Consider the following 17669-nt stretch of genomic DNA (forward strand, 5'->3'; position numbering starts at 1 on the left):
CAAGGTCAGGCGCTTGGCGATGTAAGGAATACTGTAATGCGTACCATCTGGTTCTTGCTGCTCCCGGGCACCCACATCCTTGATCTCGGTGGCCCGTTACAAATTATGGCGAGCCTCGAAGAACTCCAGCTGGCACCGGTGAACGTACGTTGCATAGCCGCCAGACAACAGGTCACCAGTTTCCAGGGCGTGACACTGAGTGGCCTGCACCAGTTGCCTGAGCGGCTCGCGCCGCAGGACTTGCTCTTCGTGGTGGGCAACAAGCTCTCTGCGACACCCGCCGAAACAGCGATATTGACCGCCACCGCCCTGTGGCTGGCGAAGGTGATCAGGCAAACGCCGGATATAAAGCTGTGCTCCATATGCACCGGTGCGTTCCTGCTGGGCGAAGCTGGCTTGCTGGATGGCCGACAGTGCACCACGCACCACCGTTACGTCGACTTGCTTCGAACGCGCTACCCAGCAGCCAAAGTGCTGGAGAACCGCCTGTTCGTCGAGGACGATGGCGTGTTCACCTCCGCAGGCGTGTCCAGCGGAACTGACCTGGCGTTGCACATCGTCAGCCTGGAGTTTGGCAAGGTAGTGGCCAACCAGGTGGCGCAGGAGCTGGTCATCTACCGTCGCCGCGCTGGCGAAGATGTGCAGCTGCGCGCTGCAGACCTGGCGCGCAATCACATCCACCCGTTGGTGCATGCGGCCCAAGACTACATCGATGCACACCTGGGTACCCACTTGAGCTTCGAACAACTGGCCAGCCAGTTCAATGTCAGCTACCGGCACCTGGCGCGACTGTTCCGCGACAATACCGGTCAAACGCTGCAGAGCTACCTGCGCACCCAACGCATCGACCTGGCCCGTGAGCTTTTGCGCAGCAGCCACCTCAACGTGGAACAGATTGCCGAACGTTGCGGCTACGGCAGCAGCCATGCCTTTCGCCTGGCATGGCGCCAGGAAATGCCGCAACCGCCCCTGCAGTTTCGCCATGCTCTCGCCCACGAGGACGCCTAGATTTCGACTGCTACCGCTCGCTTATCGCAGTCGGGGCGAAGCTTTCGGTGAAGAACTCCACCACGGCCTGGCGCGAAGCGTCGCGCGCCGCCGGGTCAGGTGCCGAATGCCCCACGCCGCCCTTGCCACGGTGCAGGAACGGGTCCTGGTACTCCTGGGCGGCCTCCAGCCCATTGAAACCGTGCTCTGCGCCGGGGTATACCAGCACCTGCGCACGCGCCTGATCTTCGCTGGGCAGGTTTGAAATCAGCGACGGGCAGGCACGCGGGTCGTCATCGTACTGGTCATTTTCGCCTACCAGCACCAACAAGCGCGCCGGGGCCAGATGCTTGAAGGTATAACCTGGCACATGGTTGTAACCCCAGCACACGGGGTAGAACGCTGCCATCGAGATGGGGCGAACACCTGAGGCTTGCTCCAGCTCGTCGTTGATGGGCGCAGAGGCGGCGAGCATGGCCTGTACGCCCCCCCAGGAAAACCCGAGCACTCCCACGCGCTGGCCGTCGACGCCAGGCTGCTTGGCCAGGTAAGCCAGGGCGCCTGCCAGGTCCGGCAGGGTATCGTGCACGCGTGGCGGGCGCCCTTGTGCACCGCCAGTGAGCCTGCGCGCGCCCCACATATCCAATTCCAGCGTTGCGATACCGCGGGCATTGAGGTCACCGCCATGCAAGGGACCACGCGAATCCATACCCGCCGAGCCATGCAGGATGATCACAGCCGGTACCGGGCCCGCGGCCTTGGCCGGCAACGACAACACCGCCGGAACCCGAATCGGTATCGCCTTGCCGGCGGATGGCAGTGGCTGACTATAGAAAGAGACGAGCCGTTTGCTGACCGTGGCAACGTTGCCGCTATTGGTGGCAGCGACCTCAGCCCGAGCCGTTGCGAACTGAAGGGCACAGCCCAGCACCAAGCTGATGGCCATTACTTTGAACATCTGGTTACCCCTGAACGTCATGAGCGGGTGTTGAACCGGCACCCGTTATAGAAAATTGGCGGTGCCCGGCATCAGCCACACATCGCCATTGCTGCCAGGCCGTCGACATGCCATTGGGTGAATGCCAACGGGTCGAGCATCGCCATGCCCGCCATCACGCAACTCGCCAGCACGAAAGCCACGGCATAGAAACGCACTTCCTTCGCGCAGGACGTGCCATACACCGCGATCAATGCAAGGATCTGCACACCCACGGCGAACACGCCAATGCCGAATCCTGAAGCGAGCAGTTCAGCCATTGAACACCGCGTTCCGGTTATGGCCGACCGGCGCTGCCATGGATGTTTGCAAGGACACGGCGTGGAAAGCCTGTTGCAGGTCGGCCTTGATATCGTCCACACGCTCCAGGCCGACGCACAACCTGATCAAACCATCCGAGATACCCGCCTGATACCGCGCCTGTGCGTCCAGCCGCCCGTGTGTGGTTGTGGCTGGATGCGTGACCATGCTGCGGGTGTCGCCAATGTTGGTGCAGCGCGCCACGCAACGCAGTTGGTCAATCCATTGCCAGGCTGCGGCCTGGCCCCCGACGATCTCGAAAGCCAACAGCCCCCCATGGCCGTCCTGCTGGCGGCATGCCAATGCATGCTGGGGGTGGTGCTCCAGGCCGGTGTAATGCACCGCGGTCACCAGCTCCTGGTGGGTAAGCCAGCGGGCCAGCTCGAAGGCGCTCTCCTGCGCCCGCATCATCCTGACTTCGAGGGTTTCCAGGCTTTTGAGCAGCAGCCAGGCGTTGAACGGGCTGCAAGAAATACCCAAGGTACGCAGAACACCCCGCAACACCTGCATCAGGCTTTGCGACCCCGTCACGACGCCCGCCAATGCACGCCCTTGGCCATCCATGTACTTGCCAGCGGAGTGGATGACCAAATCCGCTCCCAGTGTGTGTGGCCGCTGAAAAACCGGGGTCAGCAAGGTGTTGTCCACCACCAGCAACGCCCCTTTTTCATGTGCCAGCACGCTTACGGCGCGGATATCACCGATTTTCAGCAGCGGATTGGAGGGCGACTCCAACACCACCAGGCGGGTCCTGCCGTCGATTGCTGCCTCCCACTGCGCCAGGTCTGTCAAATCGACGAACCGGGCCTCGATCCCGAAACGGGCCATGTAGTAGCTGAAGGCATTGACGGTAGTGCCGAACACGTCACGGCTGCAGACGATGTTGTCGCCTTGCTGGAGAAAGGCGTGACAAAGCGCGGTGAAAGCGCCCATCCCGGAAGCGAACGCCACTGCGCTTTCAGCGTTTTCCAACGCTGCCACACGGCTTTCAAACGCTTGCACGGTCGGGTTGGTGAACCGGCTGTATACATTGCCCTGCTGTTGCCCGCTGAAGCGCTCGCAAGCCTCTTTCGCTGAAGCGAAGGTATAAGCGGACGTCATGGCCAACGGCTCGCAGAACACATCGGACAGGTCGCTGACCCGGTGAGCATGCAGTGCCCCAGTTGCATTGAAATCAGTTGCGTTGAAACCATCCAGGCCAATCACGGTCGATTGCATGGTTTTGCGCCTCCTTGTTTGTATTGAACAATGCGCAATTGATCGGTGGACTATTCAGGTTCGGCGAGTTGAGTGGCCAGGGTTTCGCTTGATGGGCGAACCGCTATCAGCCACAACGATGCCAGGGCAGCCACCGCCGTGGCCGTGGCCAGGCCGGCCAAGGTCAGCTGGTAGCTTTGATGCCGGTCGAAATCCAGTGCGCCCAACTGCGTGGCCACCAACGCGCCAAGTTGATGTACCAGGAACAGCATCCCGAACACCTTGCCTTTGATTTCGGCGCCATACAGCGCGAAGCAGAAGGCAGATGTGAGCACCACCGTTCCGAGGTAACTGGCGCCAAACAGCACAGCGAACACGTACGTTCCGAGGGGCCCGGGCGTGGTCAGCAGCACGATGACCGCAGCGGTTCGCAGCAGGTAGAACATCATCAGCAGCAGGCCCTTGTTGTAGCGGGTAGCCAACCAACCCGCGAGCAGGCCGCTGACCAGCTCCAGCACACCTAACAGGCTCAGGCCGCTGGCCTGCACCGAACTGGGCAGCGCCTCACCCTGCCAGAACGACACCAGATGAACATCGATGAACGCCATGGTGGCACCACAACTGGCGAAACTGAGGGCCAGCACGAAGAAGCGCGGGTCACGCAGCAGAAACATCACCGGATGCCTGACCTTTGCCGCCTGCGGGTCGGGCTTCAACGGCACGGTGCGGGATACCCAATACAGCGCCAGGCTCAAAGGCACCAGAAAGATCAGGCCAACCCAGGAGAACACCGACTGCCAAGGCACGCTCTGCTGCAGCATGATCCACAACGGCGACAGCACGATGAAGCCAATGGAGGTGCCGTTGGTGACGAATGCGAAAGCGAAGGCCTTGAACCGTTCGGCAACCAGGCGATCGACCAGAATACCCATGGGTACATAGGTCATCGCCGCAAGGGCAAAGGCTCCAAGCAGGCCATACACCAGGGTGAACACCAGCAGGTGCGTGCCGGCGAAGGTCACGCCCAGCAGCACCACCCCGCCGCTGAGACTGCCAAGGGCCACCGTGCTCAAGGGGCCAACCCGGTCGCTCAGCCACCCCACCACGGGCGACACCAGGCCAATGGTCAGGACGAACAGCGATCCTGCGGTGGCCAAGGCTGCGCGCCCCTCGCCAAAGTGCGAGGCCAGATCGACGAAGTACACTTGGTACAACCCCTTCAAGGCGCTGGACAGGAACATCACCACAAAGCCGACTACCAGCACCGAGACGATCAAGGTAGAGCTGAATTTCTGTTTCATGGCCAATCCTTATCGTGTGGGCATTACACCGCCTCGGCCTGCGGAGCTCGGCAATACGCCTGGTACATGTTTTCGTACATCGCGTAGAACAGCTCGCAGGTGTGGTCTACAGCCTGCAACGCCTCTTCTTGCATCTGCGCCGTGGTGCACAACTGCGAGACAAGGTCCAAGCCTTCATTGACGTGGCCCACGTCTTCCTTCTGGTGCACCGAGAAGAACAGCAAGTCTTGTTCGGCCAGGCCATAGGCACGCCCCAGCAACACATGCCGTGCATCTCCAGCGACGGTCTCGAGGTTTTGCCCTTCGCTGGCGATCATCACTGCTGCCGCACCAATGTGATAACGCGCCGGGTCACGTACCGCCTGCAGGCGGAAATCGATCAGTTCCCAGGTGGCTGGCAGCGGCTGCTCGGCATCACGCTCGGCATCGCTGATGCCGAGCGCCCTCAGGAAATTCTGCATGAGCACGACATGGTTGTCGGTGCGGGAAAGCCGGCCGGTTTCTTCTTCGAAACAATTGGTGATCAGTGCCCGCTTGTGGGCGGGCAGCGGGCAATGAAAGAACAAGTGCTCGACATAGGTCAGGAAATACTTGGTGAGCTGATAGCCTTGCAGCGCGACCTTGCGCAGCAGCGGCCTGTTGCCCTCAGGCGCAAGCAGCTCCTTGAATATCGGGTGGGACAGGGTCAGATGGTGGTGCAGTTTCTGCTCCAGCTGATCGCGAAAGGCTGCAGTAGATAAGGCCATTGGGGGTGTTCCTTGGGTGAGAGAGGCAGGTGCCGTTGACCGCGATGGCCGCAGGCAGAGTCGACGAAGGGCAACTCAGTTCAGGTTGAGTCGCAGCGCAAGGCTTTCTACGGACTGGGCCATGTAATGGCCGCGATGCTTCACGCCATCGACCCGTGCGTAGTCGTCAAGCACGCCGTAGGTCTGGAAGCCGAAGGATTGCCATAACCGGTGTGCACGAGTGCCTTCGCGTACATCCAGGGTCAACAGCTCGATCCCTTGGGCCTGGCACAGGTGCACGACTTCGGTGAAGGCCCGTGCCACCAGGCCGGTCCCGCGATAGGCCGGATGCACCACGCCCTTGCTCAGGTCGGCAATATGCCGGCAGTTCGGCATGCTGCTGCGCGAAACAATGACCAGGCAGGCCGGCCCCGCCATTGCCTGGCCGAGCAGGACATGGGTATTGCCGCCATGGATGCGCTCTTGCAACGAGGCCGTGAAGTCGACGCTCTGCCCGGCAGACATCTCGTGCTCGTAACCCAGAACACCGCCATCGCCAACCGTGCTGTTGATCAGTTGCATGATGGCTTGCGCGGTATCGCTGTCGGCCTGACGCAACCACTGCAACTGTGGCTCGCCAGGGGCCACCTGCTTTGAAGAGAGGGTGTTCATTGCGTAAATCCCTTGTGCGTACAAGCAGGGATTTAAACGTTTAAGTGCGATGCCGGGTAAGAAGGGAACCGGACAGGAAGCGGAAGGATAGTGACATCCACGACCAAAATGCCATCAGCGCCCGAGGGCCAGGGGGTGACGAGATCGGCCAGGCGCCGTACCGACATATCTACCACCGTCTTTTCGTGCCCCTGCTTCAACCTTGCCGGCTTCATCTCAGCGCAAGGTACCCCCATGCATTCGACTCGCATCAACGTGATGGGCACGCATTACGTTATAGACCACCTCGGCCATGTGCCTCGCCCCGATCGTGAAGCCAACCGCGCCATCCGCCAATGGCTCGCGCAGCAAGGCCATGACCTGGATCCTGACCAGCTCGACGTCGTTACCCTCCACTACTGCCCGGACGGTGCAGGTGGCCAGCTGGCCGCGATCAGCCAGCGCACCAGCCTGCCCCAGGCACTGCTGGGCAACTGGCAGGGCGAGTCGGCCAGTGACATGTTCGGCAAGCTGCTGCAAGCACCCTGGGCCGGTGCATTACCCGCAGGCCCGCTACGATTGGTGGAAACCCTGCCGGCACCCGGCTTCAATCACTACGGGGCCTCCTTCGAGGTATTCAACGGCCTGTTCCGGCGCACTGCCCCGCAACGCTACGACGCTTCCACCCATCTGCCGGTAAGCGCCGAAGCCTTCCAGCAGTTCATCAGCAACCTGGACTTCCAGCAGCCTTTCAAGGCGGCGCTGGAGGTGTACTGGCGTGACCATCTGCACAGTCACAGGCTGGCGCTGAAGCTCAACTTCATCGCAGCCTGCAACAGACAGGTCAGCGAGGGCAGCCTCAGCGAGCCTGCACGGCAACTGGTATGGCAAGCGGCCGGGCTGATGCCACCGCGCAACAGGCTGCGGCGCAGCACCTTGAGCATCTACGGCTATGCAGCGACCGACCTGCTGTACCTGAACGACCCCGCCACAGACCTGACGGTGCTGTACGTACCTGGCAACAGCTCACCGTTGCTGACGTTCAGCAGTGAACGAGAATTGAAGGCCTGGGTCGGCGAACAATGCAAAGACCCGACCAAACGCCAGGCCCTGAAACAGCACTTTCGCCTGGCCGATTGCCCGCAAGGCCTCGATTTCAGCGGCCTGGACACTGCCATGGAGGGGCTGGGCGCCTACCCTGAACGTCACCTGCTGCCGCCCGAACACGGCTATTTCAACGACGACGGCACCTGGCCGCCGCAGACCTATGTCAATTATCGACCTACCAAGTACAACCCAAGGATCAAGGGCGACCTTTTCCAGGCGTTGGCCGAGCGCCAGCGTCAGCGCAGCTACGACGATGCCGCGTTTCTGATCACGGCTGACAGCGAAGTCATCAAGGCCAGGTGGCGTGGCTACCTGGCCACTACGCTCAACCTGCTGGCGCCACTGTGCCTGGTGGTACCCGGCCTGGGGCCGCTGCTGGCCATCGGTGGCATCGCCCAGCTTGGCCTGGGGCTCGACCAGGCAATCAACGGCAAGTCTCTGCAGCAGCAGCAAGAAGGTATCGGCAACATCACCTGGGGCCTGTTCAATGCCTTGCCCCTGGCGGTGGGCGCTGCCGCAAGGGGCAAGGCACTGTTCGAATTCAAGGTCGAGGGTTTCGCGCCGCCGACGCGGCTGAATGAGCAGATCGGCTACCCCCTGAGCCCGCTCTCGCCACCGCGCTTCCCCGAGCCCGAGGGCGCACGCTACTTCCACATCACCGACCCGATAGAGCCACTGCCTGACTGTGACCAGGCGGTTGCCGACGCAGTCATTCGTACGCCCCAGTACGATGGTGAACCAGACACCCTGGCAGCGAACATCGATGGCTACAACGCCAGGATGATCTACGACATGGAGCGGGACGTATTCATTCGGGCCGAAGACCTGAACCAGGTCGACCCTGTCGGCTTCGTCGCGGTACCCGGCAACCGTAACCTGAGCCCCGCGCCACAAGGGCGCGTGGTTACCCATGCGATGCGCAGTCGTACACTGCGGGCGCTGGGCGTGGACCTGCCATTGCCGCTACAGGTGCCGGCCAGAGCGCCGGGAAGTTGGCCAATACCCAAGCACATCTCCTGCCTGTGGGTCGGTGACCAGATCATCGGCCCGGAGCTGCTGGCCAACCTGGGCCAGAACGCAGCGCGGTTGCAAGGCAGCGAATACAGCATGCGGTTGTTCCTTTCCAGCTCTGCCCGGCAGGCCTACGCCGAAAACCTGGAGCTGCTGGCCAGTCATGCCCCGGGCTTGCAGGTGCTGCCGCTGGAAGAGCAGGCCTTCTTCAGGGCTTTCCGCCAAAGCAGGTACTACGCGCAGTACGACGCTGCCCTGGATGGCAACGGCGGCGTTGCCCGCAACTATGCATCGGCATGCGATGTGCTGCGCTACCCGATGCTGCACCACGAAGGTGGCTTGTACATGGATGTCGATGACACCTTGCTCGCGCCAGGCGAATACTCATTGATCATCGACGGCCAACCGGTAGGTGCCGCCGGTGAACCCATCGATCAGGTCGAGTTGAGCACGGACGCCAATGGGCTGCTGCTGGTACCGCCCATGTCCAATGAAAAGATGAGCATGAACAGCCTCTACAACTCCAGCCTTATCGGCAGCCACCCCGGCAACCCCACCCTGGAGGCTATTTCCGAAGAGATGTGCGCACGCTACCAGCTCAATCGCGACTTCTACGACAGCAAGCCCAGCCTGGCTGAAGACCCGGGGAACTTCTATGAGTATGCCAGCCGCCTGAGCTACCTCACCGGCCCTGCCCTGCTCAGCGACGTGGTCGACAGGCAGCTGCCGAGCCTGCGTATCCTGCGACAGCTCACCAACCTCTATGGGATGCCGCGCATCAATGCCTACCGGTTCGTCGATCTGCCACGCATGCGCGATTCGGTGCGTACGCTCCTGCCCCTGAACCGGTTTGCCACTGTCGGTGGCAACCATTCCTGGAGCCGAACATGAACCCGCGCCAACCTGTGGTCGGCGCAGCCGGCCAAGACTACGTCAAGGCAATGCTGGGTTCCGTGCCTCGCCCTGACCGCAGTGCCAGTGCAGCCATCCGCGAATGGGCCAGCCAGCAGCGGTTGGACGTGGAACCCGACAACACGCTTGCAGTGACCTTGCATTGCAAGTTCGTTCCCAAGCGGGGCTGGCTGGCCAAGGTCGTCCAACAAATGAGCCTGACCGAAGCGCTGCTTGGCAACTGGCAGCAAAGCGGCTACTCCAAGGTTGCCGAGCAAACCGCACAGCTGCTGCTAAGAGGCGGGACGGCCACCGTCGACCTGCTAGGTGTACTGCCGGAGCTGTCCCTGCCACACGGTCGAGCGCCCTGGGCCCAGGCCTTCAGCAATGGTCAGGTGACGATCGTCGATGAATTGCCAGGAAGCGGCCTGGACCACGACATCGATGTGCACACCGAATTCCATGGCCTTTTCCGCCAGACCGCACCCATGCGCTACGACGCCAGCACTTATGTGCAGTTCGACGCCACGACCTTCCAGTCCTTCATCTGGCAACTCGACTTCCAGGGCGTATTCAAACGCCAGCTAGATGACTTCTGGGCCCATGCCGCCAGCCAGTACAGCGTCAGCGCGTGCATCGCATTCCTCGCTGCCTGCAACCGGCAGGCATTGCGGGGCAACCTCAGTGAACAGGGACGCAGCCTGGCGTGGCGGGCGGCAGGCGTGGAACGCTGGCACCACGGCGCCAGCCTCAGTGCCAACGGGGTAGACGCCAGGTTGCTGAACATCAATAGCTACCCATCAAGCGACATCCTCTGCCTGCGCGATACGCGCAGCCGCCTGACCTTGCTGTACATACCGGGCAATGCGGCGCCGTTGCATGAGTTCGCCACCCCGGGCGCCATGCGTGCGTGGCTTGCCAGGCAGTGCCGCGACGCCGACAAACGGGCAGCCCTGCTTGCCCACTTCAGGGCCTGCGATATTCCGGACAGGATTGGCCGGTCGGGATTGCGTCGGGTACTTCAAGGCATGGGCGATTTCCCGCCCCGCCGGATCATCCTGCCTGCAACCAGCGTGTATCGCCTGGCCAGGGTATGGAACCCGCATACCCTGATCAACTACAAGGCAGACACCTCCAGCCCGCGCATCGAATACAACCTGTTCGAGGCATTGACGGTGGCACAACGTCAACGCAGCCAATCCGACGCCGACTTCCTGATCACGCGCGACAGTGAAGTGACCAAGGCCGCATGGCGCAGCTATTTCTACCTGACCATGAACCTGGCCACACCGTTTCTGCTGGTGGTTCCCGGACTGCTACCCCTGGCTGCCGTGGCCGGGGTGGCCCAATTTACAGTGGGCCTGGACCAGGCGCTGCACGGCAAGGATGTGAACCAACAGCTCGAAGGCGCGGAGCAGGCCGTGTTCGGCCTGCTGAACGCAGCCCCGGGGCTGGCGCGTGGAGTCAAGGCAAGCAAGGCGCTGTTCGGCCAACGCCCCATTGGCTTCATCAAACCGGTGAGGCTCAATGGCCGCATAGGCTACCCGCTGAGCCCGGTCTCGCCGCCACGCTGGCCCGGGCCTGCGATGACACCCTATTTCCAGGAACTGGCAGTAGCGGGCGACGAGGTAGCCGCCAGCTGGTCCGGCGCCGATTCACACATTGCCCGCTGCGTAACGCGGCGCAGGGCATTCGGCACTGGTGACGAACTGATCGGCGATGTGGGCAATGGCCCGCACCCGCTCTACTACGACGCCCGACAGGACAGCTTCGTGCTCAAGTACCCCAACGGCACACGCGGCGCCCAGCACTATGTGGCCAGCGCCGATCCGCTGCAGCCCTCGATCAGCCGGCTGCTGCCCGATACGGACCCGTTGCGGGAAATCAGCCCGGCATCGCGCTCGCGTACGCTGCGGGCACTGGGTATCGATCTGCAGCTGCCCGTCGACCTCGATGCCCTGGGGACTGCACCAGGCATACCCGTCCCCAGGCAGGTATTTCACATCTGGCTGGGTGACAGGACGATCGCCGGTGATTACCTGGCTGCGCTCGACAACAACGTGCAGGCACTGCGAAACAGCGATTTCACGCTCAAGCTCTACCTCTCCAACGCAAACCCTCAGGCATTCGAACGCAACATGACCCTGCTACAGGCCCGCATCGACGAGGGGTTGAAGGTTGCAGTGCTGGAGCAGCAGACCTTCTATCATCAATTCGCGGCAAGTGAATACTTCGGCCAGTACCAGGCTGCGCTGGAAGGGAATGGCGGTGTGGCGAGCAACTTCTCCTCGGCCTCGGACATCTTGCGCTACCGCGTCCTGCACAGCGAAGGGGGCATCTACCTGGATATCGACGACCATCTGCTGGTCGAGCCGGACGCAACCGGGCAGCTGCGGGCAAAGATCGACAGCGTACCGCTCACCACGCCCCTCGACGGGCTGCTGCTGAGGAGCCCGGTGTGCAATGCGCAATTGGGCATGTATACCAGCTACAACACCAGCATGATTGGTAGCCGCGCTGGCAATCCGGTGCTGAACGCCATTTCCGACGAGATCCTGGCCCGCTACCGCACCCCGGAGGGCCAGGCGTTCTACGAGGCCCCCAAACCGCCGCGACAGCATGCGGCGGCATTCCAGGCCTATACCGAAAGGCTCAACACGCTGACCGGGCCTGCGGTGCTCAACCATGTGATCGACCAACGTCTACCTGAGCTGTACACCTTCAGGCAGGTGGCGGACCTGGCAAACATGCACACCCTGAACTACGACGCGCTGCTGGATGAAGCAGCACAACGGCGTGCAGAGCTGCGGCTTCTACCACTGGAAGAGGTCGCAATGGCGGGGAACGCACAGGGCTACTGACTGCCGGGCGAGCTTGCGCGGCCACTGTATCAGGGGCCGCGCAATGCTCATGGCAATCAGTTGCTGCGATGCAGCTTGCTCATCAGCTCCGCCTCGGCCTGGGTCAGGCCGCAGCTTTCGGTCAGCTCGGCCACGCTGGCGCCCATGCCCACCAGCTTGGCCGCCTGGGTAAAGGTGACGTTGTGCGGGTCGCGCTGCTCCAGCTGCTGGATCTTGTCTGGCAGCGGGGCAACCGCCACGCGCAGGTCGTGCAGCGCCTCGCCCATGCGCACGGTACCGTTCTGGTAGTCGTCCAGGCGCTTGGCGAGGTCCTTGATGCGCTGGTCACGCAGGGCATCACCCTCGGCCTGTTGCGCGGCCAGCTCGCGCTGGCGCTTGCTGTAGTTGAGGAAGAACCACAGGCTCAGCGCCCAGACCAGCGCCAGGAAGATGACAGCAACCTGTAGGATCAACTCAGATGTTCTCCAGCTCGGACCACTCTTCCTCGGTCATCATCTTGTCCAGCTCGACCAGGATCAGCAGTTCGCCATTCTTGTTGCACACGCCCTGGATGAACTTGGCCGATTCTTCGTTACCCACGTTCGGCGCGGTCTCGATCTCGGACTGGCGCAGGTACACCACCTCGGCCACGCTGTCGACAAGGATACCGACCACTTGCTTGTCGGCCTCGATGATGACGATACGGGTGTTGTCGGTGACTTCGGTCGGCATCAGGCCAAAGCGCTGGCGGGTGTCGATCACGGTCACCACGTTGCCGCGCAGGTTGATGATGCCCAGCACGTAGCTTGGCGCACCCGGCACCGGGGCGATCTCGGTGTAGCGCAACACTTCCTGCACCTGCATCACGTTGATGCCGTAGGACTCATTGTCCAGACGGAAGGTAACCCACTGCAGGATCGGATCTTCGGAACCTTGTGCAGACGACTTTTTCATTCCCCTACCCTCAAAATCCGCCATCGGCGGTGTATTCGGTGTCATTTCTGTTTGGCATGCATCTGCTTGACCGCACCGCTGGCGATCAGCTCGGCCAGTGCAGCGACGTCGAGCAGTGCACACATGTGTTCAATCACCGTGCCGGCCAGCCACGGGCGCTGGCCACGCTGGCTGCGCCACTTGATCTCGGACGGGTCCAGGCGCAGCGAGCGGCTGACCTGGTGCACGGCCAGCCCCCATTCGTAGCCCTGCACGGAAATCACGTATTGCAGGCCCTGGCGAAAATCATCGCGGTAGCGGTCGGGCATCACCCAACGCGCGGTATCCAGCACCTTCAGGTTGCCGGCCTGGCAGGTCAGGATGCCGAGGAACCAGTCGGGCTGGCCGAACAGCGGTGTCAGTTCCTGGCCGGCCAGGGTGTAGATCGAACCCAGGCACACCAGCGGCACCGCCAGGGTCAGGCCCGCGACGTCGAACAGCAGGCATTCGAACGGCTCGGCGGCCCAGGCCGGGCGGCCATCGACCGTGGCCGGGGGCACGGGCACCTGCGGCGCCGGCAGGTGCACATCCACCAGCGGCACTGCCGGTTCCACGGTTTGCTCTTCGACCAGCACCGGGATGCTGGCTTCGGCCACCACTTCGCGCTCGACCACCGTCACCACCGGTGCTTCCACCGGCATCACGCGGGGCAGCACCGCCAGCCTGGGCTCGGCGAACGGCCGTGGTGCGGGGCTGACGGTCGCTTCGGCTGACGCCGGCCTGGCTTGCTGCAAGGCATCACGCGCCTGTTCTTCGCGCACCGCTTCGGCGAACTCGTCCGCCGCCGCTGGCGCCTCGAACAGGTCTTCGGCTTCGGTGGCCTCCTGCAACAGGCCGTCGAGGTATGACTGTAGGGCCATCTGTGGCCGGGTATTGGTTTGCCGGGTCTGGGTCATCAGGCCACCTGCGCTGCAGTCTTGTAGGTCAGCAGGTGCTTGAGCAGCGCCCGATAGGCAATCAGCCCGCGGCTCTTGCTGTCGAATTGCGAGGGCGTGACGCCCTTGCGGCTGGCATCGCGCAGGCGCGTATCCACCGGGATGTAGCCCTGCCATACATGCTGGTCGTAGGTGTCACGCAGCAGCTTGAGCGTGGCCAGCGAGGCCTGGGTGCGGCGGTCGAACAAGGTCGGCACGATCTGGTACGGCAGCGCTTGCTTGCGCGAGCGGTTGACCATGGCCAGGGTACCGACCATGCGCTCCAGGCCCTTGACTGCGAGGAACTCGGTTTGCACCGGGATCACCAGCTGCTGGCTGGCTGCCAGGGCATTGACCATCAGCACACCGAGCAAGGGTGGGCTGTCGATCAGGGCAAAGTCGAAATCCTGCCACAGCTGCGCCAGACTCTTGGCGATCACCAGGCCCAGGCCGTTCTGCCCCGGTGACTGGCGCTCCAGCACCGCCAGCGCAGTACTCGACGGCAACAGCGAGATGCGTTCGTCACTGGTGGGCAGCAGCAGTTGCCCGGGCAGGCCCTCGGGCACCGCGCCCTTGTGCAGGAACAGGTCGTAGCAGCTGTGCTCCAGGGCATCGGGGTTGTGCCCGAAATAGCTGGTCATCGAGCCGTGCGGGTCGAGGTCGACAACGACCACGCGCTTGCCGGCCTCGGCCAGCAGGCCGGCCAGGGCGATGGTAGTGGTGGTCTTGCCGACGCCACCTTTTTGATTGGCTACTGCCCAGACTCTCATCAAGCAAACTCTATCTATTGATTTGGCAGGGACACTGCTGGGGCAACTGTCTTGCTCAACATCGAAAAGCTGGCGCGATCAGTCTGGGAGCGGGTTTACCCGCGAACACCGGCGCAGCCGGTGCCATGCACCGTGTCACCTTCTTCGCGGGTGAACCCGCTCCCACAGAGGACCGCGTTACATTCAACTACTTGGCAACGTCGGGGAATTGACGGATCACTGCCCCGCCACCGTTGCTGGCGTAGCCGGTGCACTTTGTGTGCCAGCCCGGCGCAATGCGGCATCCGGCGTGGCATTGGCACTGCCCGAGCCCGTCAGGCTGCGGCGCACTTCGAGGTTGCGCGAAATCACCAGCACCACGCGGCGGTTGCGCGCACGGCCTTCGGCAGTGTCGTTGCTGGCCACCGGCTGGTACTCGCCATAGCCGACCGAGGCCATGCGTGCCGGGTTGACCCCTTCCATGGCCAGCAGGCGCACGATGCTTGCCGCCCGCGCCGATGACAGCTCCCAGTTGGTCGGGTACTGCGCGGTGCGGATCGGCAGGTTGTCGGTAAAGCCTTCGACATGCACCGGGTTGGCGAACGGCTTGAGAATGCCGGCCACCTTCTCGATGATGGCAAATGCCTTGTCGCTGGGCATGGCATCGCCACTGCCGAACAGCAACGAGGAATTGAGCTCGATCTCGATCCACAGCTCATTGCCGCGCACCGTCATCTGGTCGCTCTTGATCAGGTCGCCAAAGGCATCGCGCACGTCATTGCTGATGGTTTTCAGCGGGTCGACACTGGTCGCCCCAAGGCCTGCATCGGTCTGCTCGCTGTCCTTCACCAACGGCTCGGCCGGGCGCACGCTCAGCGGCCGCTCTTCACCGATGGGGATCGGCTTCATGCTGCGCTCAGGGTCGTTGAATACCCCGAGCAAGGCCTGGGAAATGACCTTGTACTTGCCCTCGTTGATCGAGGAAATCGAGTACATCACCACGAAAAAGGCGAACAGCAAGGTGATGAAGTCGGCGTACGACACCAGCCAGCGTTCGTGGTTTTCGTGTTCCTCGGTATGACGACGGCGACGCATGGGTTACTCCATGAAGCCTTGCAGCTTCAGCTCGATCGAGCGCGGGTTCTCACCCTCGGCAATCGACAGCAGGCCCTCGAGCAGCATCTCGCGGTAGCGCGACTGGCGCATGACGATGGCCTTGAGCTTGTTGGCGACCGGCAGCAGCACCAGGTTGGCGCTGGCCACGCCGTAGATGGTCGCGACGAAGGCCACGGCAATGCCGTTGCCCAGCTGCGACGGGTCGGCCAGGTTGCCCATCACGTGGATCAGGCCCATCACCGCACCGATGATGCCGATGGTCGGCGCGTAGCCGCCCATGCTCTCGAACACCTTGGCGGCCTGGATATCACGGCTTTCCTGGGTCAGGAAATCGACTTCGAGGATGCTGCGGATGGCCTCTGGCTCGGCGCCATCCACCAGCAGCTGCAGGCCCTTGCGCGCATACGGGTCAGGCTCGCTGTCGGCCACCCCTTCCAGGCCCAGCAGGCCTTCCTTGCGCGCGGTCAGGCTCCAGTTGACGACGCGGTCGATCCCGCCCGCCAGGTCGACCCGTGGCGGAAACAGGATCCAGCGCAGAATCTGCAAGGCACGCTTGAACGACGACAGTGGCGACTGCAGCAAGGCCGCCGCCAGGGTACCGCCCAGCACGATCAGTGCCGCCGGGCCATTGATCAGGGCGCCGACATGGCCGCCTTCGAGGAAGTTGCCACCGACGATGGCGACAAAGGCGAGGATCAGGCCGATCAGGCTGAGCACGTCCATCAGACGCACGCCTCCACCAGGTGCTTGCCGATTTCGTCCAGGCTGTACACCGCGTCGGCCAGGTTGGCCTTGACGATGGCCATGGGCATGCCATAGATCACGCAGCTGGCTTCATCCTGGGCCCACACCGTACTGCCGCCCTGCTTGAGCAGGCGCGCACCTTCACGGCCATCGGCGCCCATGCCGGTAAGCACCACCGACAGCACCTTGTCGCCATACGACTTGGCCGCCGAGCCGAAGGTGATGTCCACACACGGCTTGTAGTTCAGGCGTTCGTCACCGGGCAGGATCTTCACCGCGCCACGGCCGTCGATCATCATCTGCTTGCCACCTGGGGCCAGCAGGGCCAAGCCCGGGCGCAGCATGTCGCCGTCCTCGGCTTCCTTGACGCTGATGCGGCACAGCTTGTCCAGGCGCTCGGCAAAGGCCTTGGTGAACGCCGCCGGCATGTGCTGGATCAGCACGATCGGCGCCGGGAAGTTGGCCGGCAACTGGGTCAGCACCCGCTGCAGGGCGACCGGGCCACCCGTGGAGGTGCCGATGGCCACCAGCTTGTAAGGCTTGCGCTTGGGTGCCGGCGAGTGTGCTGGCGCCGCAGCCGGGGCCGCCGCACGGGCAGGCGCAGGCGTGCGCGCCGCTGCCGGGCTGGCGAAACTGCTGGTGGGTGCATGGCTGCTGCCTGCCGGCGCAGGTGCGGCAACCGGCGCATGGCTGGCGTAGCTGCCAAAACGGCGGTTGCTGCGGGAAATGGTATGCACCTTCTCGCACAGCAGTTGCTTGACCTTGTCGGGGTTGCGCGAGATGTCCTCGAAGTTCTTCGGCAGGTAATCCACCGCACCGGCATCCAGCGCATCGAGGGTGACACGGGCGCCTTCATGGGTCAGCGACGAGAACATCAACACCGGCGTCGGGCAGCGCTGCATGATGTGCCGCACCGCGGTGATGCCGTCCATCATGGGCATTTCGTAGTCCATGGTGATGACATCGGGCTTCAGCGCCAGCGCCTGGTCGATTGCTTCCTTGCCATTGGTCGCGGTACCCACTACCTGGATCGTCGGATCCGCCGAGAGGATTTCCGAGACGCGGCGGCGGAAGAAACCGGAATCATCCACCACCAGGACCTTGACTGCCATAAACACTCCATTAGGCGGCGCAACCCGCCAGGGT

16 protein-coding genes are annotated in these 17669 nt (G+C 62.9%); 3 read left to right on the forward strand and 13 right to left on the reverse strand.

The genetic code is table 11. From position 1 onward, the window contains the following. The first annotated feature begins 36 nt into the window (after nt 1-36). Entirely contained in the window at nt 37-1008 is a 972-nt protein-coding gene (locus C163_RS18250) for a GlxA family transcriptional regulator (protein ID WP_025340055.1), read from the forward strand. A gap of 10 nt (nt 1009-1018) precedes the next feature. Here the strand turns inward: C163_RS18250 and C163_RS18255 are convergent, their stop codons facing one another. From C163_RS18255 to C163_RS18280, 6 genes are all read right to left on the reverse strand, one after another. Further along, the gene (locus C163_RS18255) at nt 1019-1945 is read right to left on the reverse strand and encodes a dienelactone hydrolase family protein (protein ID WP_025340056.1); all 927 of its coding nucleotides are present in this window, start codon (nt 1943-1945) and stop codon (nt 1019-1021) included. 71 nt (nt 1946-2016) lie between these two features. Continuing rightward, a complete protein-coding gene (locus tag C163_RS18260; protein WP_025340057.1) occupies nt 2017-2244 on the reverse strand; it encodes a hypothetical protein in 228 nt (75 codons plus the stop codon). After that, nucleotides 2237-3490, reverse strand: coding sequence for an aminotransferase class I/II-fold pyridoxal phosphate-dependent enzyme (locus C163_RS18265; RefSeq protein ID WP_256220378.1), 1254 nt, complete (start codon nt 3488-3490; stop codon nt 2237-2239). Before C163_RS18265 ends, C163_RS18260 begins: the two co-directional genes overlap by 8 nt. A 62-nt stretch (nt 3491-3552) precedes the next feature. Next, a complete protein-coding gene (locus C163_RS18270) occupies nt 3553-4782 on the reverse strand; it encodes an MFS transporter (protein ID WP_025340059.1) in 1230 nt (409 codons plus the stop codon). A 23-nt stretch (nt 4783-4805) separates the two neighbouring features. Then, nucleotides 4806-5528 carry a TenA family transcriptional regulator gene (locus C163_RS18275; protein ID WP_025340060.1) on the reverse strand — a complete coding sequence of 241 codons (723 nt, stop codon included), beginning with the start codon at nt 5526-5528 and terminating at the stop codon, nt 4806-4808. A gap of 75 nt (nt 5529-5603) precedes the next feature. Then, nucleotides 5604-6179, reverse strand: coding sequence for an N-acetyltransferase (locus tag C163_RS18280; protein WP_025340061.1), 576 nt, complete (start codon nt 6177-6179; stop codon nt 5604-5606). Between the two features lie 234 nt (nt 6180-6413). Between C163_RS18280 and C163_RS18285 the strand changes: the two genes are divergently transcribed. Further along, nucleotides 6414-9167, forward strand: coding sequence for a dermonecrotic toxin domain-containing protein (locus C163_RS18285; protein ID WP_025340062.1), 2754 nt, complete (start codon nt 6414-6416; stop codon nt 9165-9167). Beyond that, nucleotides 9164-12028: a dermonecrotic toxin domain-containing protein gene (locus C163_RS18290; protein ID WP_025340063.1), complete on the forward strand. Its 2865-nt coding sequence runs from the start codon at nt 9164-9166 to the stop codon at nt 12026-12028. Before C163_RS18285 ends, C163_RS18290 begins: the two co-directional genes overlap by 4 nt. 56 nt (nt 12029-12084) lie before the next feature. On the opposite strand, the gene C163_RS18295 is transcribed toward C163_RS18290, so the two are convergent. From C163_RS18295 to C163_RS18325, 7 genes are all read right to left on the reverse strand, one after another. Further along, nucleotides 12085-12480, reverse strand: coding sequence for a DUF2802 domain-containing protein (locus C163_RS18295; RefSeq protein ID WP_025340064.1), 396 nt, complete (start codon nt 12478-12480; stop codon nt 12085-12087). A gap of 1 nt (nt 12481) precedes the next feature. Beyond that, nucleotides 12482-12961, reverse strand: coding sequence for a chemotaxis protein CheW (locus C163_RS18300; RefSeq protein WP_003254393.1), 480 nt, complete (start codon nt 12959-12961; stop codon nt 12482-12484). Between the two features lie 41 nt (nt 12962-13002). After that, nucleotides 13003-13896 (reverse strand): CheW domain-containing protein, encoded by an 894-nt coding sequence (locus tag C163_RS18305; protein ID WP_025340065.1) that lies wholly within the window; start codon nt 13894-13896, stop codon nt 13003-13005. Beyond that, complete coding sequence (locus C163_RS18310; RefSeq protein WP_025340066.1) at nt 13896-14684, reverse strand: ParA family protein; 789 nt, start codon at nt 14682-14684, stop codon at nt 13896-13898. Before C163_RS18310 ends, C163_RS18305 begins: the two co-directional genes overlap by 1 nt. A gap of 216 nt (nt 14685-14900) precedes the next feature. Beyond that, nucleotides 14901-15758, reverse strand: a complete 858-nt coding sequence (gene motD / locus C163_RS18315) for a flagellar motor protein MotD (RefSeq protein ID WP_025340067.1) — start codon at nt 15756-15758, stop codon at nt 14901-14903. 3 nt (nt 15759-15761) lie between these two features. After that, nucleotides 15762-16502, reverse strand: coding sequence for a flagellar motor protein (locus C163_RS18320; RefSeq protein ID WP_025340068.1), 741 nt, complete (start codon nt 16500-16502; stop codon nt 15762-15764). After that, entirely contained in the window at nt 16502-17635 is a 1134-nt protein-coding gene (locus C163_RS18325) for a chemotaxis response regulator protein-glutamate methylesterase (protein ID WP_025340069.1), read from the reverse strand. The genes C163_RS18320 and C163_RS18325 overlap by 1 nt, the downstream gene beginning before the upstream one ends. Nucleotides 17636-17669: the final 34 nt, after the last annotated feature.

The organism is Pseudomonas sp. FGI182, assembly GCF_000511325.1.
GTDB classification, from domain to species: Bacteria; Pseudomonadota; Gammaproteobacteria; order Pseudomonadales; family Pseudomonadaceae; genus Aquipseudomonas; species Aquipseudomonas putida_Z.